Consider the following 24,569-nt stretch of genomic DNA (forward strand, 5'->3'; position numbering starts at 1 on the left):
AATTTTTTCATGAGCTACCCATCTAAAACTATATCAACAGGTAAACCTACCGCTTGCAAAATAATATCAATAGAAATTCTCCCTTTTACTAAATTCTTTGCAACTTTGATTCTTTCCGCTTTTCTTACTTTTTCTTCACAAATCCTTATACCTTCAAACAGAGACTCTCTTAATGCGTTACGTAGTTCTTGGCTCTCAATTTCTTTGTATTCTTTTATCAAATCCTGTAGCTCATTTTCTACTTTACTACCTTCATCTATTAGTAGATCTGTAATATTAATCGATAACGCTTCTGCTATTTCATATAGTTTATCAAGTGGAACAGCAGTCCTCCCTTGCTCATAGTTGCTTATTTCGTCACGTGTTGTATTCATTTTCTCTGCTAAATCCTTTTGAGTATACTCTCTCACTAGCCTCCATTCTTTTATCTTTTTTCCTATTTGGCAGTATATAGAACCAACTTTTTCTTCAATACATTCATCAGCAGACAGACCAATTGTTTTTGCAACGATATCAACAGAAACTCCTGCTTTAATCAAGCCCTTTGCAATTTTTACTTTCTCTGCTTTCCTACTACTTTTCTCACTAACTTGAACAAATTTGGTTAATAAACAAAACATCCTACGTAACTCATGATCGTTAGTTTTTTTATATTCTCTTACTAGATTTAATATTTCTCCTTCCTCATTTTTAAAGCCGATTTTCTCCTTTGATGCAGGAATGAGATCCGTAATACTTACTGACAATGCATCTGCTATAGCGTACAGCCTTTCGATTGAAATTCTACGGTTCCCTTTTTCATATTGCAGTATTACCCAGTACTTTACACCAAGTTTCTCTGCTAAATCTTTCTGAGTGTACCCTCGTTCTAACCTCCAACTTTTCAATTTTTGCCCTACTTCATAGTCTAGATTTTTTTCCACGCAAAAAACCATATATATAATATTTTCTACTATAGCTCAAAGGCTCCAGTAAACTCTGGAACCTTAAAATAAATGAATTAAAGTTCCCTAAAGGTTTCTTTACTACCTCCACATACCCTATTTACCCATGAAGACAATACTTCATCATTGCTAATCTCTTTTATAGCATGCTTTTCACTCCATATGCCACATCTAGTGAAACTACCTCTCTCTACTGCTTCTTTAAGTTTTACTCCCCCGAAAAGGCAATTTTTTCCTACTTCTTCTCCTATTTTTTGTAATTCAGCCCACATTTCCTTGTTTTCTACTCTGACTTGTACTTGATCATATTTTTCTACATCATGGTACAATATAATATTTAGCTTACCAACGCTTGTAGGAAATTCCAATATAATGGATCTTCCATCTGACATATCAGTATAGTTTCTTATACCTCCCTTCTCACTTTTAACTTCAACTGCATCATTGCCAATTTTTAAAATATTACTTCCTAACTCTCTCAGTATTTTGGCTACCTCTACCTTGCTATCTTCAGAGAATTCCATAAAAAGCATTTTATTATCTATCTCGATATCTATTAATTCTCCTTCCTGAACAGCACTTTCGCCAGCTTTCTCTAGTTCTTCTAGTTGCTTATCTATCTGTGGTTGAACTTCTGGTTGTAGCTCATCATAGATTTCACCTATCAGTTTATTCTGTAGTAGAGTATCATGAAACTCTGCACCGCTTAGCATTAATTTACGTATTAGCTTTTTTCGATCACTTCTTTCTAATCTGTGAAAATGTGTACCTAATACTACATATTCTGCAAAACTCCATTCGCCATCATTACATGCATTTAGCCTTGCTCCAGAAGTTAGTACTTGGTCTACAGCCTTGTGCAGTTCATTTGGACTTTTTGCTCTTACCACAGCACTCTTAAACCAGCTCAACTTTTCGCTTTCGCTTATACTTGGCTTTATTTTTTGCAAAGCTGAAGTAAATGGATTTAACCCTTCTGGATAATCTGCTTGATTACTCAAAGGTTTTGTGCCATAAATATAGTCAAATCCTTTCCCATAGTTGATGGTTTTCGCGAACGTTTCTGCTAGGGAAAGGCATTGTATCTTCCGGTTTTATCTCCTTCTGATTATCAATTTTGCTCACAAACTTAGACTGCTTTATATCAACGCCTTCAAGAGCACCAAATATTTTCTTCAATAACTTGTCTTTACTAGTCATATAACCCCCATATTAAAAATACTTTTTAAGTATATAAATCTTATTTATACATTATATTACTCAGTATAAATTATAATGAGTAGATTTGCAAATACTTTCTACTATAACAATCCGTTCTCTCGAAAGCTGAAATAGCCTCCACTTGTGATGATAATATGGTCAAACAATTTTACGCTTACAGTACTACATGCTGCTGCTAAGCTCTTCGTTACTTCTTGATCTTCTTCTGATGGTTCTAAACTTCCCCCAGGGTGGTTATGTGACATTATTATGAATGTTGCATTCTTTATTAATGCTTTTCTTATAATTTCCTTTATGTACACCGGTGCTTTTTCCATTTCACCAATATAGAGTTCTTCTCCGATTAATTGGCGCCTGTTATTCAAGTACAGTATTTTTACACATTCCCTTTCTGAGTGACCTATGCTTACGTTCAAGTACTCTACTAGACCTTGTAAGTCCATTACTGGCTCACTCTTGAGCTTTTCTCTGAGCACCCTTTCTAGTGTTTCCTTAACACACATAATCATTGCTACTGCAGAATCAGTCACTCCTTCTATAACTTTCAGGTCATCCATTTCTCGGCCTAAAATCCTTCCTACTCCCGTATAAGTATTCACCAGATTTTTAGCAATTTCTTGAGCCTGCGGCCTTTCATGTACTGCACTTAGAAACGTTTCCATTATTTCACGATCAAGTAGTGCTTTGCCTTTGCTTTCTAATATTCTGAATTCTATTTCTTCTTTACTTTTATTCATATAATTTACCCTTCACTAACAACAAACTTTTTTTAATTATTTACTGCTGTTTTTTTATCAGCATTGGCATAGAGCCATAGCTTCCGAGTGAAGTCAAATCAATTTCTCAATCTTTTTTACTTATTTTTTCATCTAAGAGTAAAGATATTAATATATACTGATTTTTTATTTTAAATCTGTTGAATTTCGCCTAAAGAGAGGCCTGTTATTTGCAAAATAATATCGGTAGAAATTCCTTCTTTTACTAAGTCTTTTGCAACTTTGATCTTTTCTGCTCTTTTCACTTTTTCTTCGCAAATTTGTATGCTTTCAAACAGAGATTTTATTAGCGCATAGCGTAATTCTTGACTCTCAATTTTTTTGTACTCTTTTATTAAATCAGGTAACTCATTTTCTACTATCTCATTTTCCTCTATTAGCAGATCTGTAATGCTAATTGATAATGTTTCTGCTATTGCATACAATTTTTCCAGTGGAATGGCCACACGTCCTTGCTCATAGTTCATCACGTGTTGTACTCATTTTTTCTGCTAAATCCTTCTGAGTATATTCCCGCACTAGTCTCCATTCTTTTATCTTTTTTCCTATTTTGTAGTAGATAGAACCAACTTTTTCTTCAACACATTCATTAGCAGAAAGGCCAATTGTTTTTGCAACAATATCAACAGAAACTCCTGCTTTAACCAGACCTTTTGCAATTTTTATTTTTTCCGATTTTTTACTACTTTTCTCACTAACTTTGACAAATTTGGTTAGTAAACAAAACATCCTACGTAACTCCTGATCATTGATCTTTTTATATTCTCTTACTAGATTTAATATTTCTTCTCCCTCATCTTCAAAACAGATTTTTTCATTTGATACAGGAATGAGATCTATAATACCAATTGATAACACTTCTGCTATAGCGTACAACTTCTCAATCGAAATTTTTCGTGTTCCTTTTTCATATTGTAGTACTATTTGATACGTTACGCCGATTTTTCCCGCTAAATCTTTTTGAGTATAACCTCGCTTTAACCTCCAGCTCCTTACCTTTTGTGCTATCTGATACCTTATCGAGATATTTGCCATAAATATTATATAGGTTAATACTATCAAATAAAGATATACAAAAACTTCTATGTTTGCATTTTAGTTGAATATTTCTTCACAATTGTGTATAATAATTAATGCTTTTTATCTTACTTTCTCATGGCTCTTTCGAAGTTTCTCGATCCAAAATTAGACTTAACATTTAAAAAAATATTCGGTACTGAAAAAAATAAGAATATCCTTATCCACTTTTTGAATGATATTTTAGGGTTTACTGAAATAAATACTATACAAGAAGTCGAATTCCTTAGCACCATTATGGACCCTGAAATTGCTTCTGATAAGCAGAGTATTGTTGATGTCCTGTGCAGGGATTCTACTGGGGCAAGGTACGTGATTGAGATGGTGCGACCTGAAAGTCTTCGGTCATATTGTTTAAAAGGAGAGGAATTCATTCAGAAAGAAACTGAAAGGATTCTAAAACTTATTAAACCAGATGTTTTGCCGTCTGAGTCTACGCATCAGTGCGAATCGGGCAACCGGTTGGTGCCAAGCGATGCGGACAATGAACCTCCTCTTGAAAAAGAAGATGCTCAATCGTGAGAGGGGCATAAACTGCAAGCATCATGTGGTTGGAGGGCTAGGCTAGTGGTATGGTGAACGTAAGTGAAGCTTTATAAGTACCGATACGATGAAAGAGCTAAAGATGCTGATAAGCTCTGACCAAAAGGTAATGTGGATAAGTTACATTTTTCATTTCTAGATGTACGCAAATAATAACTCCACCGGTATAGAGAAGCCACCTAACCCACTGTTGTATGACTGGAGAAACAGGGTAAGCCTGTATTTTCGCCTACATGGCAAGCAAACCGCAAGGAATGCTGATGGAAGTGCAGGTAAAGGAGAATGGAGAAAGCGAATGCCATTTTGTAACGAAATGGATACAATTTGTAACATTAATTCGCGTGAAAACGAGCAGACTTCCATTTGGTCCCTCGTGACAAGAAACTTTGTTAACCACTTAAGGTAGGAAAGCAGATGATTACAAGTAAACCTGTAAGTGCATCTACCGAAAGCTTTGAAGCATGGAAGCAATTGCCATGGAAGAAATGCCAGAAAGTTATTGTGAGGCTACAAAGACGTATTGTTAAGGCTGTCCAAGAAGGAAGATGGGGTAAGGTAAAAGCTTTACAACATCTTCTCACACGCTCTTTTAGCGGAAAAGCTTTGGCTGTTAAGAGAGTAACTGAAAACCAAGGAAAAACCACAGCAGGTGTAGATCGTCAACTATGGTCAACTTGCAATGCTAAATTTCAAGGAATAAAGCTGTTAAAACAAAGAGGATATAAACCTTCTCCGCTCAAACGAATTTATATCAGTAAATCTAATGGCAAAAGAAGGCCTCTCGGTATACCCACGATAAAAGATAGAGCGATGCAAGCATTATATCTGTTTGCTCTGGAACCGATAGCTGAAACGATCAGTGATCGTCACTCCTATGGCTTTAGACCTAAAAGATCCTGCGCGGATGCTATTGCTGCTTGTCACTTATTACTGGCAAGACGCAATCGACCACAATGGATACTAGAAGGTGATATCAAAGGGTGCTTTGACAACATTAACCATGAATGGCTTATGAAGCATATTCCTATGGAAAAGAAAATTCTTCATAGATGGTTAAAAGCTGGTTTCCTAGAATCGAAAACTCTGTATCCCACAACTGCTGGCACTCCGCAAGGAAGTATAATTTCTCCAATACTAGCTAACTTTACCTTAGATGGTCTTGAACAGTTATTAGAAAGTCGCTTTGGTAAATTAGGTAGCAAAAGAAGAGGAAAAATCAGAAGTGGAGTGAATGTAATCAGGTACGCAGACGACTTTATTATTTCAGGTTTCACACATGAAGTACTGGAAAAGGAAGTTAAGCCTTTAGTATCATCTTTTCTTCATGAGCGAGGTTTAATTCTGTCAGAAGAGAAGACAAAGATTACATCTATTACAACAGGGTTTGACTTTCTTGGTTGTAATGTACGTAGATATAATAAGAAGTTAATTATTAAACCTTCGAAAGAAAGTATTAAAAGACTTCTTAATAAAGCACGTACATTGATAAAAGCAAATATAGCGAACACTCAGGCTATAGTAATTAAGTCACTCAACTCTCTACTGAGAGGATGGGGAAATTACTATCACCATGTGTGTGCTAAAAAAGCGTTTAGAAAGATCGACAATGAAATTTGGCATAGTTTATGGAAATGGGCAAAGAAAAGACATCCTCGTAAAGGATTACGTTGGATAAAGAATCGTTACTTCAAAGTAATGGGTCAACGCCAATGGGTTTTTGCTGCACCCATATGCAAGAACAAACCAAAAGAGATACGGTATTTAAGACTGCTTAAGCTGATTGATATACCTATCAGACGACATGTTAAAATCAGAGCGGATGCAAATCCCCTTGACTTAAAATGGAAAAAGTATTTTGATGAGAGAGTGAAACGAACAAGAATGTTAGCAAGCTCCTTTTCAAGAGAAGGTTCTCTACTGTTGGTGTCACCATTAAGAATGATGTTTCCTGAGGAATCATGAAGGACAAGCCGGTTCTAGAAAAGAAGAACTTAGATAAGGGGCTCAAGCGTAGTGTGGGGAAACCTGCATGCTGCGTTTCTAAGGGAGGGGGTAGTAGTAATACTGCTTCCTTACCTGACCAGGTCGCTAAAACTAAGGGCTTTGAAAAACGTGCACAATACTATGCTGCTAAAGCTTACTCAAGACAGGCTGATAAAGGTGATCAATACCATGACCTTAAGGAAATTATCTTTATTGCTATAGCAGATTGTATTTTATTTCCTGATAAGTCTGAGTACAAATCAAAGCACACTATTCGCGATGAAGATACTAATGAACATGATCTAAAAGATTTTTACTTTATATTTATTGAGTTGCCTAAATTTCCAAAAACAAAAGAAGATCAGCTTTCAAGTATAGTTGAAAAATGGGTCTACTTCTTTAGATATGCAGATGAAACTAGTGAAGAAGAGCTAGAGAGAATAATAGGAAGTGATCTAATAATTAAAAGAGCATATGAAGAACTAAATAGGTTCAATTGGTCAGAAAAAGAATTTATTGCCTATGAACAAGAGATAAAGCGTATCCGTGATGAACAGGCTGTCCTCGCTCAAAAACTCGATGATGCTAAACATGAAGGTAGACAAGAAGGCATCCAAATCGGCCATCAAAAAGGTAAAATTGAAGTTGCAAAAAACTCACTCAAGGCAGGTGTATCTATAGATGTTATAGCTCAAATTACCGGTCTCTCTCATTCTGAAATTTTACAACTCAAGGAAAAAACATAATTATTCACTTCAACATTTATGAAAACCTTCTCTAAGTTAGACATATCCCCTAATTAAGAATCTAGTGAACTGTCTAAAATCGCTATAAAGATTGCACATAGAATTATATAAATTACTATCATAACGTTACCCAAACTTCTATATCAAAGCTACGTGCTGTAAGTTCAATATGGAAAATACATTAACCACTTAGCAGTTAATGTCTACTTCATCCATTTTACTATTAGGACCATCAAACTTGGTCTGGTATCTCTAATTATTTTGGCTACCTTCACTTTAAATTTTCCACTACTTGGCATATTATATCTTTCATATTCTCATTTACCTACTCAAATTATTTTCAAGCTTGGTTACTCCCACACCAGAAAGACAAGTTGATACTTTATCCTTTTGTAGGACATTTGCACAAAAGCGCTTCTTGGACTTTTCTAAAACATTATCTAACCCAACATTACCACTAAATTCAACTCCTCTTTCCAAGCTTGCTATTATTTCTGGATATGCATCTTTAAGTTCAACATGTATTCTAGCTTGCTCTTTTGATTCTAGGTTTCTTATTTTATCTTCTACAAATGAATTAAATTTTTTAAGAGCAAATTCAACTGCAACTCTGCTGCTTGGCACAACTTCTACTCCTTTACTCATTAAACCTTGATAGCGCCTACTTGGAGTATTATCTAATGCATCGGCAACACAACTCGCAAGAGCAATATTTTCATTATTTAGGAATTTATTCCAACCAACAGATGATGTACTTTGTGGTATGTTTTTATTATCACTTTTTACATTATTCTTGTCTGCAATGTTGTATTGAGAGGGTAATCCAGGAATTATAGAGAAAGTGCTAGCTGCTAAGCTTTTTGCCCAAGAAATACAACTATTTATCCATGAAAATGATCTTGTACCACTACTTGCTACTGAATCTAGGGATTCACTTGGCAAATGACGGCGTTTACGTTGTGCAGGTTTTTCCCTCTCTTTATTAAGCTCTTCCTCTAAATAATTTACAATATTATTATATCCTTTATCTCTAGCAATATCTAGAGGTGTTTTGCCACCCTTGTCTCCGGCCTGAATACTAGCACCTTGACTTATAAGGTATTTTACTGCATCTAAATTACCATTATAAGAAGCCCAATATAGCGATGTCCGACCATTTTTATCAGTATCATTAATATTCACTCCTTTTCTGAGGAGGAGAGTTATAATATTTTTATTATCGTCCTCAGCAGCACGCTGTATAGGCTTTTTACCATATTTATCCTCAGCATTAATATCAGCACCTTTCTCTATCAAAAACTCTGCAACTTCTAAATAACCTCTTCTTGCAGTATGATGTAGTAGTGTCCAACCATCACTATCTTTAGTATCTACGCTAGCACCTTTACTTACAAGATCTTTAACTTTATTAAAATCATTACCTCGCACTGCAACCAATAATTGTTTATTTAAATCTAATTGTGTTTGTTGTAAATACACTGCGACACTGTCATGCCTTTGATCAATAGCAATATCTAGTGGTGTTTTACCATCCCTGTCTTCAGCTTGAATACTAGCACCTTCACCTATAAGGTATTTTACTGCATCTAAATTACCATTCCAAGAAGCCCAATGTAGTAATGTCCGACCATATTCATCCTTAGCATCTAGGCTAGCACCTCTACCTATAAAATCTTTAACTTTATTAAGATCACCACCTCGTACTGCAGTTAACAATTCCCTATTTAGACTTGACTGTGTTTGTTGTAAGTACTGTACAATATTATTATGTCCCTTATCTCTAGCAATATCTAGCGGTGTTTTGCCACTACTATCTTTAGTACCAATATTAGCCCCATTATTTATAAGATGCTGCAATATACCTAAATGACCATCCCAAGAAGCCAAGTGTAGTGGCGTCTCGCCATTTTCATCAGCCTCATTAACACTTGCTCCTTTCATGAGAAAAAGTTGTACAATCTCTTCATCATTGCTCTCAGCAGTAGTGTATGTAGGACCTCTACCATATACATCTTGAATATCCTTGTGATTATTCATAACAGCAAAGTGCATGGGAGTTCTGCCAAGTATATCTTTAGCATTCACATTAGCTCCCCTATCAACTAAAAACTTAGCAATATCTGAATGACCTTTCAATGCAGACCAGTGTAGTAATGTGCAGCCATATTTATCAGTCGCATTAACACTCACATCTTTACTAACAAGAAACTCTACTGTACCTAAATTACCACTCCAAGTATAATAGAACCCGCCATGCGTTCTGTCATCAATATCTTTCACAATAAGATCACTAATTGTCTTTAGATCTTTTTCATTTTTTACAGTAAGTAACAATTCTTTATCTAAGTGTGCTTGCATAAAAACTTGCCTCATTGTACTAGAATGAGTACCATCTGCCTCATTTTCGGGAGTGCTACCACTGTTATCCTTGACATCGATATCAGCGCCTTTACTTATAAGATACCTCACAATATCTAAAGAATAAATAGACTGTGAAGCATAATGTAGAGGGGTTTTACCATCTTCATCTTTAGCGTTAATGCTAGCACCTTGATTAATAAGATCTTTAACTTTATCAAGATTATTTTCTTGCACTGCAATCAACAATTCTTTATCTAACCCTAATCTTTGTTCTATTATTTGTACTATATTTGCGTAACCCTTTTGAACAGCAAAATCTAAAGGTGTTTGACCATTCTTATCTTTAGCATTGATATTAGCTCCCTTACCTATAAGGTATTCTATTATACCAAGATGGCCACCCGAAGAAGCAAAATGCAGAGGCACCAGACCATCACTATCTTTTATATTAATATTAATGTTCTTTTCATCTATAAAATATTTTACTATATCTAGCTTACCATTGTAAGTAGCATAGTGCAGAGAAACTCTGCCATTCTTATCTTTAGCATTGATATTGGCCCCCTTATCTACAAGGTACTTTACTATATCTAACTTACCCCCATAGGTAGCCCAATGCATAAGAGCCCGGCCGTCACTGTACTTAGCACCTAAGCTAGCCCCTTGACTTACAAAATCCTTAACTTCATCAAAATTACCATATTGCACTGCAATTAATAATCTCTCATCTAATTGCACTTGTTTTAAATACATTTCTACATCATCATGTTTTTTATCAATAGCAGCATCTAGAGCTGTTTCACCACCTTCACCACGAACATTAATGTCAGCACCATTTTCTACAAGGTACTTTATTAAATCTAAATGACCATACCAAGACGCATAGTATAGTGGCGTTAGACCATATTCATCAGTATCATCAATACTCACTTTCTTACTGAGAAAAAGTTCTATAGCATTTTTATTATTGTTTACAGTGGCAATATGTATGGGTTTCCTACCAAAAACATCCTGAGCATTAATCTCAACATCTTCTTCAAAATGACTATTTACGGAAGCATTGCAAACAGGAGGCTCTATTATACTTCGATTAAAACTTCCACCTGCAACCTGGCTTCTACGTTTTCTTACAGTAGAACTACAATCTTCAATCTTCCACTTAAATTGATTAGTCTCTAGATTTTGAGAAGAAGTAAATATATACCGCCTGTCCGGGTCACAATCTTGAAAGTGATTCATACAACGACCATCAGGTGAGTACAAATACCTTCCATAATCAACATTCTTTAGATACACATTATCACCATTAGGCTCAATCTTCCAACTTTGACCACTATATCCTACTGAAGGCCAGGTAAACACATACCGACTGTCACTTTCAAATTGAAAATCCTTATAATCATTAGGTGAGTACAAATACCTTCCATAATCAACATTCTTTAGATACACATTATCACCGTTAGGCTCAATCTTCCAACTTTGACCACTATATCCTACTAAAGGCCAGGTAAACACATACCGCCTGTCACTGCCAAATTGAAAATCCTTATAATCATTAGGTGAGTACAAATACCTTCTAGACTCAACACTTTTAATACATACTTCTGACGCAAATACTATATTCCTTACTGACTCTGGCAATCTGCTTTTTAGTCCCTCAAGGTCAGATCTTTTTTCTGATCGGACATCAGCATAGTTATCAAAATTCATTGTTTCTTTTATATAGTAAGCTAACTCAAATACTGCACCAGTATTTAAATCGTCATTCTCTTGCATTGCATCAAACACAGCTACGTAACTTGAAATAAGCTGAGCAATATAACCATGATTTCGTACAAAACTTAATATTTTTTTTGTATCTACTTTCCCATACACCTCATTTATAACTCCTTTAATTATATCATCAAACAACTTTCCATCTGATCTATAAATTTCATCAGCGAAGCCACTAACTGAATCATAAAGATCATGCAACATACCATCCTTTAGCTTCTTTTGTACTACATTTTTTATTGAATATCTTAACTTCTCTACAAAAAACTCTGCCCATCTTTTTATATTAGGTGCAGTATCTGCTTGATTAATAATTTCCTTCTTTGCACTTTCAACTATCTCCATCATCTTATATGGGTCGTTACTTTTAGCTTCAATACTAGCATTCTTATCAAGAAAAAATTTGACCATATCTAAGCTACCATTGCAAGCAGCTATACGAAGAGATGTTCTACCATCATTATCTTTAGCTCCAATATCAGCACCTTTATCCACAAGAAACTTAGCTATATTCAAATTGCCTTGCTGAGCAGCCCAGTGCAGGGGATGGATGTCTTTATCTTTAACACTAAAATGCTTTCTCTCAAAAAGAATTTCTACTATGTCCAATCTACCTGCTTGAATAGCAACGTATAAAGGTATTAATCCACTTTTACCTTCAATAGTTTCAATTTTTCTAATTAAATCATTAGCTTCATTGGTACCATTTTGTACTATAGCATCAAACATTTCCTCCTTTAATAAAATTACTTTCTTCTGATTAAATTCCACTATAATACCTTCTGAATTACAAGCGGAGACTATGCACTTCAGATTAGAAACCATTGTATCATTAAAAGCGAACATCATTTCTCTTGCAGGCAGATAATTACTCCAATTCTCCACTTTTGCAATGGTACTATTTCCATATGATAGCACTAAACTATCATCAGCAATCCCCATATCAAAACCCAACATAGACTTATCTCTAAAATCAACCAACCCAACCTCATTCTTGTCAATAGGTTGATTATGATAAATCTGTAATCCTTGTTCATCTGGCTGATAGTATCTGAAAGAGTTAGGATCCATCTCTACATGCTCAAGCTTTAAATTTGTACTGTCAATTTTATAAAGCTTATTGTTCATTTGTAATACAATTTGCTGATGCTCTGGACTTTGAAAATAATCAACTAAACCAACGGATAAAGACCATCTAGTACCTTCACTACCAAGTACTGTAATATCTTTTATCTCTAAGCTATCCTCTGTAAGGTCAGAGATCGATTGGTTATAACATTCATTTGTATAACTCCTTTTACCTTTCTGTATGCTTATACTATCAACATCTGTTACATTCAACTCAGCAAAGTCAATAATATTGTAAGACATACTTTGATAAGGTGCTGCTTTGTTTTTTATTTTTAGATTGATCCTTATCGGCGACGATGAAACTTCGCTATTTAATGTATCTGGTAGTTTGATAATATACTGATGTTGTCCTTCTCTCCCCTCCACAGTGACGTCTTGATAGTAATTACATAGTATCATATAGTGAGCATAATCATAGCTTCCTCTATTATCCTGATATTTTTGATAACTACTTGTAACGTCAGAATTATTATAGCTAAAATCAACAATGACTTGACCTGAGTACATGCAAGCAATTATCACTTTTTCACTAGGTATTCCCATGTGATTTTTAATGACTTCTATTTGAGATATTGGTATGTCAAAATTATTGTCATCAGCAATACCTTTTGCAATTTGATAAGTATCAAGTAACTCTTGATCTAGAATACTTGCTTGTATAAATGCTTTTAACTTTTTTTCACTATTTTGTATGATTTCTCTGTCAGTATCACTTCCTGAATTTCTCAACTTTTGATACCTAATATCTTCTATTGTATCAGACAAAGACTTATCTTGTATTGTAACAGACTCTGTTATCCCCTGGCAATTTACTTGAATTACTAGATTTTTAAAATCATCGATTGTAGTACTTGAAGCAATACTTTGTGTATCATTAGCTAAAAGATCTAAGCTATAGCTGTCTTTTTCTGTATCTTTACTTACTCCCCACTGTGTAATATTAGCAACTTGAACCCTTATTACGTCAATATTTCCTTTCATTTCTCCTGTACTGCCTAAATCACTTATTATCCTAGCATTATCACTGTCTTCATTAACGATAAATATTGTTTGCTTTAATCCCCTGTGATGCACGTTTTCTTTGTTGACTACTCTAGCTTCATAATCTTTATCTGTGCAGTTAGATGAATTCTGCCAAACTTCCGCGTTTTTTACATTAATTAATCTCGTTTCACAGTGAGTAGTAATATTTTGCTTGTTGTCAGAGTTAGATACATAGTTATATGTGTTAACCAATCTTATGTTATTACTATTACCATAACGTATAGTTCCACTATGCAAATTTGCAGCGATATTATTAGCTTTAACATTCATTACTAGAGTATTTTCTTTTCCTGCTCCACCTTTGAGGGTACCAGACATAGAATTATTAATAATAAAAATAGTTTCATTGTTTTTAGAGCCAATATAACGTATATTACTACCCTCTGGAATATGCATTACTGCTGGATAATTTGCTGCTGCTGTTAACGTTTTTGGCCATGAAATATATAATATCGATCCTCTAGGAAATGTTTGCTTTTTTGTATTGCCAGGATCTTTCCTTTTCGGATTAGTAAAAATAAAAGGTTCGCCTGAGAGAGTAAAGCTCTCTTGACAGTTTCTATAAATTTTGCCACTGTTACATGGAGCGAACGCATCGTCACCTGTGTGCTTTGTATTGATTATTTTGCTGCATTGAGATTTTTGTATCGGATTTGTTAATGGTGCATCTACAACTCTTAAACCAAGATTTTCATATTCATATTTTGTTAGATGAGGGATATGTTTTGCATCCGTATTAACAACATAAACTTTCTTTTCTTCAATCTCTTGATAGCATTGAGGACTATTCTTTATACCACAGATAAACCTTTCCCAACCTTCACTCATAACCAAAGTATAAGGTGTCATAGTCAATATCTTAGAGATATCAATAGAAGACAAATCTCTTTTTACACTAGAAGCTATATTAATCTTGTCAAAAGAGATATCTTTATATTTTTTTTCTAAATCACATGTCCACTTCATCTGCGTCGCACAACCAGGACCATACGGTGATGGCATAATACATATAGGCTGTGCACCCATATTTTTAATCACCTCACTATATTTCTCTTCAATGGAGATTACGTATTGCACAACCGCATCTATGTCATAATTGTCATTTAACAGTTTAATAGCTGCTTCTTTTACGTAAGTTAAATAACCTTTTATTCTAATTGTATCTTCATATTCTTTTTCTACATCTCTTCCTGTAAAAAACTTAATCACCCCTGCAAAAAATACTTCCGCTTGTTCACCACCAGGTAATAGAGGCACTTGCTCTGCTATCGCTTTAGTATACTCCATTCTTTCATGAATTTTTACGCCCATTGTTATCAATACATCAGCAACCATAGTAACTACTGCTGCCCTACCTAAAACTTTGCCTGCAGCAGATAACCCCCTTAAAATCTTAGTAGTAGCACTTACACTTTTTATCGTAAAACTAACCCCTGCACTTATAGGCCTTATGCTCATGCTTGCTAGTTTTACACCACTACTTGTTGTCCAATAATAATTTAGTGGATGATTATTACCTTGAGCTATTTCGTTTATACTGTATCCAAATTGATAAGCAATAGTTGCAAATGTAATACTTTGAACTACGGGGTTACTGATAACCTTAACAAAAGTTTGACGTATAGGCTGCGGTATCTTACTAATCAATTTTCCTACTTTACTAGTATGAGAAATACTTACACTGGTTCTAACATCATCCATAGCATCCAGTATACCATTTATACCAAACACTCGCTTTAAAGCATCATTATCATACCGTCCAAGCGTTGCTGTATCACCTATGCTATCAAATAAATCATATATAGCCATAAGGGAGAAAAATTTTCCACCTTTCGCCCCTTTTATTTTTGCTGAGTCAAATTTATTATGATCAAATTCAATTCTTTGTTTCTTAAGATTTCCTTCTACATTGCCAATGTACTCTGCAAAAACTTTTTCATTAAGATCATCAAAATGACTTTTAAATTGATCAAAAGCATTTTCACTTACTCCTTTTTTCAATAAATTCTGTTTAATCTCATTTATAATATGATCATAATCTTGATTAGTTACTTCAATATCTCTAGCACCACCTATATCTTCAATGTATTTTTTATTTTCAAATAACTCTATCTCGTTTGATAGTTGATGCAATTTATCATGAATTGCTTTTTTTTCTGCATCTGTAGTAAAATCTTTAACTATACTACTAAGTTTTACTTTATAGCCATCAATGTCCAAATAATACTCAATATTTTGCCCTTCTATCTTTTCTGTTATGACATAATGTTTGCTCTTATCTATTAGCCAAATTCCATAATTATCATTATTACTTACTACCATATAATTTTCTATACGCCGCATTTTTGCAACATCATCTATTATCAACTTTTTATCATTACCATTATCATCTCTCACCGTAACGTATACTTCAGTCCTATGTTCTTCACTATTACTAGTAATAGTATGCACTCGTTTAGAATCCACGGTTATAATTTCATTGCCGTAAGCTTCAATCTCAGCATTAAGATCCTTAACATTATTAATACCAAACAACTCTTTAATAAGTCGTTCTTTTTCCTTCTCTGTAATCATTTCTTCATCACGTGAATCTATGCAGGCCACGCCTATACTGCGTCTTTTCCTTCCTTCGGAACATTGCTTGACAGGTAGCATATGATGTGAACTATGAACTACCTCAACAGAAATAAATCCTTCCTCGCTTGTTCTGCTTGTTAGAATAAGAGAATCTTTATCTTTAGCTCCTTTATTGAAAACAACACCGATAAATTTTACCTCGTCACCATCTGTGAGTGTTTTATAGGTAACACCTTCTTTGTACTCTTCATTTATTTGATCATTTGCTTCCCTCAATAAAGCTTGAGCTCCCTTACCCTGCCTTGACGCCTTAAGTTCCAATCCTATAGGAGTGTATTCTTCAGCATTTCTATCTTGGCCCGCGAACTTAATACCATGGGCTAGCATGTCAATACGTTCTCCTCTACCAGTTTGAAACTCAGTTAAAACTAATGCTCTAGTTTCTTGCGATTCCTGTAATTTTAAGTCACTATAATAGCTAAACACTCCATGCAATATCCCCTGAAAGTGAGCTTCTTTATTAACGAGAGTTTTAAAAGGGAATATCCCCTCTCCAATTTTTTCTAACAATCTATTATATTCATTTATTGATAAAGACTGGATACGTTGAGAATCTAGGGTTTTATCAAATGCTTCTTTTAACTTATTAGGATAAGGAGCTTCTTTGAAAGTACCTTCAAATCTGCCAACTCCGTTGCTGTATTCTTCTAAAGAAGTATATTTTTCAGCCCCAACAGTAAGATATCTTTCAAAATTTGACTTATATCTAGTATCAAAATTAAAGTTTAGTTCAACTATTTCTCTATTTCCTATTTTCTCATCTAATCTATCAAGAGGAAGCACTGTATCTAGCCTATTCAGCACATCTTTTCTGTTAGCTTCAATAATATTTATTACATAAACTAATTTTTTAGTACTTTTTGGAATAAGCACTATTGTTACAACTGCATGGCTTTTGTCAAGACCAGCTGACAGTGCTTCTCTGGCTCTTTCAGCTGCTGGACGTCGAAGTCTACCAGAATCAGATTGCACTTCAGTAGGTATATTGTCTCCATAGATAAAAATGTATTTTTTAAAACTTGTTCCTGAATCTTCACTTAATAATAATGATTGCCCTAGTAAAAACCTACTAAAATAATGATTATCTCCCTTCTCTGATGTACCAGGAAAGGTATGATAAATACGTTCCATATTATCTTTTATCTGTTCTTTTAATTCCCTTTTACCAATTGTCTGCGTGTCCCAATCCTTAGTAGATTCTAATATTTCTTGAAAAAGAGGAGTTATTTCTTTTCCACGACTTGATACTTTAATATCAGAGATAGGAGATGGATTATCAAAATTGATACCAACACATAAAATGTTATCTGCAGTAGTTAAAACTCGCTGAACATTTGGTTGAAACCCTTGTGCATACTTTTCTGCTTGCTGTAAAGCCCTATCTGGAGTGGCATTAGGACCTGCCCCTGCTTTTAATTCAATAATAATGGGAATAGAGTTTAATGCACGATCAGGACCACGAGCTAGCAGGATAATATCTGCATAACCCCTTCCTGCAAATTGCTCTGGGTAAACTCTAAGATTATACCTATAGTGGAAATTCATGAAAACGCCTACCATAAATCCATGATGTGCTGCTTCACGTGCTCTACTAGCATAGATTAGTGAGTCTGTATACTCAGAGTGAATTGTGTAAATCTTATCAAGAATTCTCCTTAAAGACGCCTTAACTGTTCGCTGATTGGAAATAGCAAGCTTCGCTATATCGACTTCGGGATCCCTCCATAACCCTTTTCTCACTTTTTTAAACTGGACTTCAGAATTATGTTCTATGTCCACTTCTTTATCTTTTACGTCAATAACTATTTCTTCCTGATAATCGGCATCCTTAATAATTTCTATTAATTTAACTTTAATTTTATCTAAATGATCTTCAATAAAAGAGTAATGCTTGCCTAATACTTCCTTCAATTCACCTTGATCAAACTCTTGAGTGTAAGAATGAGAACCACTTTCTGATATAACAAATAATTTTACTTTATCGATCACATCTTTTTGACTCTTCATTTCACCATTTTTTATAATAGCTACCTTCAAAGTCTTTGCACCGTCAAAGCTAAAATAAATCTCCTTGATATCTAACTTTTTTGCTACCTCTGTATCCAGCGAAGTAGAAAAGCTCCCTAGGAAAAAATGTGTAAAAAATCCTGCCTTCTCTACAGAGTGTAAATAGGATGGAATTTGATCTATAAATGATTGAAATCTTGCTTGAAAAGATTTAAATCCCTCCTCTTGATGGCTTGTACCAGCTTCTGTACCTGCTTCCTCTATCAATAACTGTATTAATTCAAAATCTTGTGGCCTTCCTTTACCCATCACTCTTTTTAAACCTTTCGCAAGCTCCATATCATTAGAGACAATACCCCTCTCAAGACCAAAATTATAATGGTTTCGTGCACCTGGGACGCCAACATGAAATAACTGTATTTGAATATTCCCGTTGTCATATTGACTTCTAGTTGCACCAGAAACACTAATCCTTGCGCTAAGCATCTCGCTCATTGCTCTTATTTCAGGCTCACCTCCCCAAGTATTGGGTTTCCTCATGTTTTCTAAATAATTCTCAAAACTGCCTGTAACAAAACCTCTAAACTCGTTCTCGTGAGAACTTATATGATCAACTACTCGGTTGCGAAATACGTTTCTCACTAAGTTTGCAAATGTATCATCATAATTGGCAGCACCTAAATTCCTGACCAAACCCCTGATATGACCTAAGTTTTGGGTTACAGCTCCTTCGTTTCCAAACAAAGCTTCATATCTTTGTCGAAATAAAGCATCGTCATTTCTGACAGGCATTAAGTAAGCCATAGTAACAGACCAAAATAAGCAACTACCATCCCCTAGAACATCAACTTTTCTAAATTGAATTCCATTCTCAGAACCAGAATCAGACCTGCGATGACGTTTAAATTGAGGAAATTTCTTAACTTGCTCTACATATTGAATTTCATCTAATAGCTCGGTAACTTTTGAACTAACACTTTCTTTTTTTAGATGATCTGTTGGATATTGCATCTTGAACATAAAGCCCCCTTTATTATTACCAATTCACTATACAACAATTAGAGATATCAACAATATAAACTATTCTTACCTATGCAAAAGTTTAAAAAGATAAAGACTACATAGTGTTAACTGTTGAATCTAGCCACATTAACTTAAGTATACAAATTGGTATTACAGTCCAAAATCTTTTTGATAGAAATTAAATAAGCTGGAGCAGTAGCACAAAACAAAGAATTACCACCTATCTTATAGAATTCCCTCATAATACCTCCTAATTACCCAACCCTAATTGATCGCATGCTTTACTTAATTTAACCTCAGTTAAGCCAGTACCTCTACTAAGCTCTTCAGATGCAGATTTCCCATATGCTAGAAACTTATTTAATGAATCAGTGTCTCTTTTTTCCAACATAGATCGTATGTAACCTGCTTGTTTAGAATCCATAAACTCTTTTATCTGATCAGAATTAGCTTTATTTAATAACGCCCATACTGGCTCCATACAACCTTTTTCTACTAAAGGTGTTAACAAAACTGTACAGAAAAGAGGAGATTTATCCTCTAGTTCCTCTCTTATCACTAAAGCACGATGACTGTCAAATCCTTCCTTCATCCACATATGCATAAAAAGCTTTACACTTTCACTTACATAAGGTTCTGAATGTTTTTTGATTTCCATGTCTAACCAGATATTATAATCGTCTTCTGAGACATCATTTGGCCCTAAGCAATCAAACAATCTTTGAAATTGATCAAAGCGAAGTGCACCCTGTAGCGTGTTTAGACTACCATAATAACCATTTTCAGATAAGTCTCTTTTTAGAAGTTCTGGATATTTATCAGGATTTATCTGACTAAAACAAAACTCAAATATTTCAGGATAACTATTACAACGACTACCTGCTGCATATACTACTGTTTTCATCAAGATCTCATCTTTTTTCTGTTCGCTCATCTCACTTTCAGGTAATGACTTTATTTTATTCCAGAAGAATTCTACTGCCTGCTCTTGCTTAAAACTCATAGCACATTTAAGCCCGTACTCATATGGATGACAGCCATCTAAATTTAATTTAGAGATATAACCACTAATAAAATGTGACCAAAAAACTATTAAAAGGTTCCCTGATAAGGTCTTAACTAAGTGAGAATACTCCAATAGACTGCTCTTACCTTGAGCTGATAGTTTATTTTTCCTCTCTTCAAACAAAGCAACAATATCCTCTTCTAGACAATAACGACAAGCTGTCTCATATCTCTTTTCAGAGCTAAATGGATTATTTGAACCTTGCGCAATCAATTTTTTGCCTACTACTTGCCTATCAAGCTTAACTCCGTGTAAATTGTCTATTTTTTTCCAACAATCCTCACTAGATAGCACTTGTGCAAGAAAATTACGTCCTTTCTGGCCACTTTTTTGGTGTAAACGCCAATTTGCATAGCACCAGCGTTCAATTTGAAAAAGCTTAGACGCTCTATAGGGGTCATCTTCTTTAATACAAGAAAATAGGACCTTTGGAATATCTGAACGCAGCATAATCACCCCTCTATCAATGGAAAAACATGGAAACTGTTACACCTCACATACACTTGTAACTTGATACCAGTTTAAGTAAGATATCCCGTTTCTAAGTTTTGTCAATCCTCAATTTGAAAAATTTTTTAGACTTGAATAACTCCCAACAAAAGCCTCTTAATATGAGAGATACATGACGTTTTGTTTATTTTAAACTCTGTTTTTATAAGTTTATCTTAATACTTATTGTTGAATGAATTAATATTAATTTAATATTATATATCGCTAATAAATTAAGTAATATAACCATTTCCAATGGTCAAAACCAAGAGACGTGAGAAGTATTTTTTTTGGGATGGGATGGTCTACCACTTGTTCTACGCGAATTTATATCAATTTATTACTTTATTTCTCTGTTTTTTTGAAATTCCCCTCATAAAATTAAATAGCTTACTGTAAAATTATAGTCTTAAGTCCTTGTTTGCAGGTTGTACAGAGACGCTGTTAAATGAAGATATAGGTGACCTATGAGTTAAGTTAACTGTGCTTTTATCTTCAAATTGCAATGCTTCACTTATATTTTTTAATTTTCTTTTTTTAGGTAGTGTATGTTCATCAAATGTCTCTAGGTTTCTTTTATGTGATTGTGTTTTTAAGTATGGAGCTGAGTACACAGTAGATTGAGGTTGATAGCAACAAATACTACTTGGGTAATAATTGTTAGTATAATGGTACAAATCATCGTTGAGTTCAAGTTTCACATTAGCTCCTTGTTCTAAAGAAAAAAGGGACCTAGCGCTGTCGTAGCAATGAAACTTAACATCGTAGTTCTGAGAAATATTATTACTAATATCCTCTAGATTCGTATTAACGTTATTCATTACAAGGTAGCGAACAGTGCTTGAGTGACCATATATATCAGCAAAGTGCAAAGGAGTCGTATGATCTTCATTCTGTAAATTTATATCAGCCCCATGCTCTACGAGGTAGCGAACAATTCCTAGGTAACCATACATAGCAGCAAAATGCAAAGGAGTCATACCATCCTCATCCTGTAAATTTATATCAGCCCCATGCTCTACGAGGTAGCGAACAATTCCTAGGTAACCATACATAGCAGCAAAATGCAAAGGAGTCATACCATCCTCATCCTGTAAATCTACTGTAGCCCCGTACGCTAGAAGGTACTCAAAAATCTCCAAGGAATTATGTTCAACAGCATAGTGCAAATAACCTTTACCTTCTCCATCTTGTAAATTTATACAAATCTCTTCTTCCTCTATAAAGTATCTAACGACCTCTAAGCAATTATTTTCAATAGCATAGTATAAAACAGTACTATCAAACTGAAAATGTTCGTTATCAATAAAATACCTAACTATTTCTAGTCGATTATGGAGAGCAGCACAGTCTAAAAGGGTAAGGCTCGGGTCATCACTTACCTTTAAATTAGCCCCTTTTCCTATAAAGTATTTAACTAACGCTAAATGACCATATATAACAGCATATTCTAAAGGAGTAGATCCATCTTTATCACCGATATTAACAATTTTACTTAATTTACTTAGATCTACATTCTCGAATATAAGCTTAATAACTTCTTCATTATCATCTATGGCCAGAAAATGTAAGATATTCATTCCATAATAATCAGATTCAATAAATTCATTAACTAACTTTTTATATTCACTTGCATAATTCCAAATGGATATGATATGGCTTACATTTTTACAGTTATTATTCATCAATGATGTCATTATTTTTCTTAAAAATTCTTCTTCTCTTTTTTCTTTTCTTTGCTCTAACCTTATAATTTTTTGTACTTCTTGATGAATTTTTGCTATCCCTTTCTCTAATCCAATCAATGAGAACTGATTAAGTAGATCAAGTGCATTCAAAACCCTTTGTTGATTTTCTTTTGATTCCCTCTTGAAAAAAATTTCTTTTGTATTAATTTGATTAGGGTCCAGGTAAGCCATGGTGCGCCAAGAAGTGCTTGGAGAACAGTTGGTGAAAATCCAACACAAACAAAGTCTAGCCAACAGTTTGGAACAGACCACTATGTTGCATGAGGTAACGAGTGTAATAGAGCTAGTGGGATGGACAATGCAGGGTACAACGAAAGTGAAGGGATTGAGTTCCGAAATACCTGAAGACATAGAGGTCGACATTTTCATGGCCATGGAAGACAGCATGAAGGATAGCGTAAAGGCAAGTTATCACTCACTCTATCGGGATCTGAGACCGTGCCATGTATTGAAATGGACTTCAAGTGAACTTGGGAGATCCTATGCATTCCTACAAAGGTACGCTGGAACAAGTCAACAAAGGCAAGAACTAGCGGAAGATGCAGGGGAAGTCGGACTGATTGATAGTACTCAGAATGTGGGAAAGCCACGTACAAGGGGAAGCGATCAGCAATATAGTAACTGGAATAGGGATTGCTAGGCCAATACAACGGAGGTTGGAATAACATGCAAAATAAACTAAACCAGATAGCAGTAAGAGCAAAGCAAGATAAGCGACTAAAATTCACATCGTTAGTCCATCTGATAAATACAGAGAATCTTGCGAGATGTTATAAAGAACTGAAGCGTAACAAGGCTTGTGGAGTAGACCAGATAACAGTGGAATCATACGGAGAAAATCTGAATGAGAAACTCGAAGTGCTAGTAGAAAGTATGAAGAGGAAGCAATATCAACCACAACCAGTAAAGAGGGTATATATACCGAAAGCTGGAAGTAAAGAGAAACGCGGACTCGGAATACCATCGACCGAGGATAAATTAGTACAGATTATGCTGAAGAAGATACTAGAAAATATTTACGAGGCAAACTTTCTGGACAGCTCATATGGATTTCGACCTGGAAGAAACTGTCATCAAGCGGTAAATGCACTAGATAAAGCAGTTATGTACAAGCCAATAAACTACATTGTAGAAGTGGATATCAAGAAGTTCTACGATAATATACAGCATAAATGGCTAATGAGATGTCTAAGGGAACGAATAACTGACCCAAATTTGCGGTGGTTAGTAAAGCGGTTTCTCAAGGCAGGGATAGTCGAAGCTGGAAATTATGAAGCAACAAAACAAGGTACACCCCAAGGTGGTATAGTAAGTCCTGTATTAGCAAATATATACTTACATTATGTGTTGGATTTATGGATAGAAAAGAAATTTAAACCAAGATCCAGAGGATATATACAACTAATAAGGTTTTGCGACGATTTTGTGGTTTGTTGCGAAAGTAAGGTAGACGCGGAAGAATTTCTGGAATTACTGAAACAAAGGCTAAATAAATTTGGGTTGGAAGTATCTGAAAACAAGACCAGAGTAGTAAAGTTTGGCAAGAGGGAGTGGCAACAAGCGATAAGAGAGAAACGAAGGACGGAAAGTTTCAATTTTCTGGGGTTTACGCACTATGGTGCAAAAAGTCGTCGTGGTAGATTAATAATGGGACATAAAACCTCAAAGTTAAATCTAGCCAGAAAACTAAAAGAAATCAAGGAGTGGTTGAAAATAGTCCGCGGAAGTATTCGACTTAAAGCTTGGTGGCAAGTACTGAAGGCTAAATTAACAGGACACTATAACTACTTTGGTATTAGCGGAAATTATTGGTGTTTGAAACAATTTTACACATCAGTAAGAAAGCTAGCATTTAAATGGATAAATCGGCGTAGTCAGAAAAAGAGTATGACCTGGGAACAGTTTGTACACTACGTAGAAGTAAATCCATTACCAAAGCCAAAAATACATTTTTCTTTATATGCATAAGAGGGACGACTGTGAAAACTAATATTGATGAG

10 protein-coding genes and 3 pseudogenes are annotated in these 24,569 nt (G+C 34.7%); 6 read left to right on the plus strand and 7 right to left on the minus strand.

Annotated elements, in window-relative coordinates; all coding sequences use genetic code 11:
- Window positions 1-14: 14 nt before the first annotated feature.
- The 4 genes and pseudogenes from ABWU28_RS04110 to ABWU28_RS04125 form a co-directional block, all read right to left on the minus strand.
- Window positions 15-935 (minus strand): helix-turn-helix domain-containing protein, encoded by a 921-nt coding sequence (locus tag ABWU28_RS04110; RefSeq protein ID WP_264685599.1) that lies wholly within the window; start codon window positions 933-935, stop codon window positions 15-17.
- A 65-nt stretch (window positions 936-1,000) separates the two neighbouring features.
- A pseudogene (locus ABWU28_RS04115) lies at window positions 1,001-2,144 on the minus strand (hypothetical protein).
- Window positions 2,145-2,245: 101 nt separating this feature from the next.
- Window positions 2,246-2,902: a RadC family protein gene (locus ABWU28_RS04120; RefSeq protein WP_143688814.1), complete on the minus strand. Its 657-nt coding sequence runs from the start codon at window positions 2,900-2,902 to the stop codon at window positions 2,246-2,248.
- Between the two features lie 170 nt (window positions 2,903-3,072).
- Window positions 3,073-3,976: pseudogene (locus ABWU28_RS04125) on the minus strand (helix-turn-helix domain-containing protein).
- 120 nt (window positions 3,977-4,096) lie between these two features.
- Between ABWU28_RS04125 and ABWU28_RS04130 the strand changes: the two are divergent.
- From ABWU28_RS04130 to ABWU28_RS04145, 4 genes and pseudogenes are all read left to right on the plus strand, one after another.
- Window positions 4,097-4,342: pseudogene (locus tag ABWU28_RS04130) on the plus strand (PD-(D/E)XK nuclease family transposase); the annotation flags it as partial.
- Window positions 4,343-4,794: 452 nt separating this feature from the next.
- Window positions 4,795-4,938, plus strand: a complete 144-nt coding sequence (locus ABWU28_RS04135) for a hypothetical protein (protein ID WP_353274966.1) — start codon at window positions 4,795-4,797, stop codon at window positions 4,936-4,938.
- A gap of 37 nt (window positions 4,939-4,975) precedes the next feature.
- Window positions 4,976-6,523 carry a group II intron reverse transcriptase/maturase gene (gene ltrA, locus ABWU28_RS04140; protein ID WP_019236826.1) on the plus strand — a complete coding sequence of 516 codons (1,548 nt, stop codon included), beginning with the start codon at window positions 4,976-4,978 and terminating at the stop codon, window positions 6,521-6,523.
- The gene (locus ABWU28_RS04145; RefSeq protein WP_353274968.1) at window positions 6,520-7,290 is read left to right on the plus strand and encodes an Rpn family recombination-promoting nuclease/putative transposase; all 771 of its coding nucleotides are present in this window, start codon (window positions 6,520-6,522) and stop codon (window positions 7,288-7,290) included. The genes ltrA (ABWU28_RS04140) and ABWU28_RS04145 overlap by 4 nt, the downstream gene beginning before the upstream one ends.
- 321 nt (window positions 7,291-7,611) lie before the next feature.
- On the opposite strand, the gene ABWU28_RS04150 is transcribed toward ABWU28_RS04145, so the two are convergent.
- From ABWU28_RS04150 to ABWU28_RS04160, 3 genes are all read right to left on the minus strand, one after another.
- Window positions 7,612-19,263 (minus strand): ankyrin repeat domain-containing protein, encoded by an 11,652-nt coding sequence (locus tag ABWU28_RS04150; RefSeq protein ID WP_353274970.1) that lies wholly within the window; start codon window positions 19,261-19,263, stop codon window positions 7,612-7,614.
- Between the two features lie 253 nt (window positions 19,264-19,516).
- A complete protein-coding gene (locus tag ABWU28_RS04155) occupies window positions 19,517-20,782 on the minus strand; it encodes a hypothetical protein (RefSeq protein WP_353274972.1) in 1,266 nt (421 codons plus the stop codon).
- A gap of 440 nt (window positions 20,783-21,222) precedes the next feature.
- Window positions 21,223-22,740, minus strand: a complete 1,518-nt coding sequence (locus tag ABWU28_RS04160; RefSeq protein WP_353274973.1) for an ankyrin repeat domain-containing protein — start codon at window positions 22,738-22,740, stop codon at window positions 21,223-21,225.
- A gap of 82 nt (window positions 22,741-22,822) precedes the next feature.
- Here ABWU28_RS04160 and ABWU28_RS04165 point away from each other — a divergent pair, with 82 nt between their 5' ends.
- Complete coding sequence (locus ABWU28_RS04165; protein WP_353274937.1) at window positions 22,823-23,209, plus strand: hypothetical protein; 387 nt, start codon at window positions 22,823-22,825, stop codon at window positions 23,207-23,209.
- A gap of 26 nt (window positions 23,210-23,235) precedes the next feature.
- Window positions 23,236-24,537 carry a group II intron reverse transcriptase/maturase gene (gene ltrA / locus ABWU28_RS04170; protein ID WP_353274935.1) on the plus strand — a complete coding sequence of 434 codons (1,302 nt, stop codon included), beginning with the start codon at window positions 23,236-23,238 and terminating at the stop codon, window positions 24,535-24,537.
- Window positions 24,538-24,569: the final 32 nt, after the last annotated feature.

The organism is Wolbachia endosymbiont (group B) of Pilophorus perplexus (assembly GCF_964028155.1).
GTDB lineage: Bacteria > Pseudomonadota > Alphaproteobacteria > Rickettsiales > Anaplasmataceae > Wolbachia.

Coding starts and splice junctions, on each gene's coding strand:
- ltrA (WP_353274935.1), top strand. CDS start 23,236: ATGCAAAATAAACTAAACCAGATAGCAGTAAGAGCAAAGCAAGATAAG.
- ABWU28_RS04155 (WP_353274972.1), bottom strand. CDS start 20,782: ATGCTGCGTTCAGATATTCCAAAGGTCCTATTTTCTTGTATTAAAGAA.
- ABWU28_RS04160 (WP_353274973.1), bottom strand. CDS start 22,740: ATGGCTTACCTGGACCCTAATCAAATTAATACAAAAGAAATTTTTTTC.
- ABWU28_RS04145 (WP_353274968.1), top strand. CDS start 6,520: ATGAAGGACAAGCCGGTTCTAGAAAAGAAGAACTTAGATAAGGGGCTC.
- ABWU28_RS04165 (WP_353274937.1), top strand. CDS start 22,823: ATGTTGCATGAGGTAACGAGTGTAATAGAGCTAGTGGGATGGACAATG.
- ltrA (WP_019236826.1), top strand. CDS start 4,976: ATGATTACAAGTAAACCTGTAAGTGCATCTACCGAAAGCTTTGAAGCA.
- ABWU28_RS04150 (WP_353274970.1), bottom strand. CDS start 19,263: ATGTTCAAGATGCAATATCCAACAGATCATCTAAAAAAAGAAAGTGTT.
- ABWU28_RS04110 (WP_264685599.1), bottom strand. CDS start 935: ATGGTTTTTTGCGTGGAAAAAAATCTAGACTATGAAGTAGGGCAAAAA.
- ABWU28_RS04120 (WP_143688814.1), bottom strand. CDS start 2,902: ATGAATAAAAGTAAAGAAGAAATAGAATTCAGAATATTAGAAAGCAAA.
- ABWU28_RS04135 (WP_353274966.1), top strand. CDS start 4,795: ATGGCAAGCAAACCGCAAGGAATGCTGATGGAAGTGCAGGTAAAGGAG.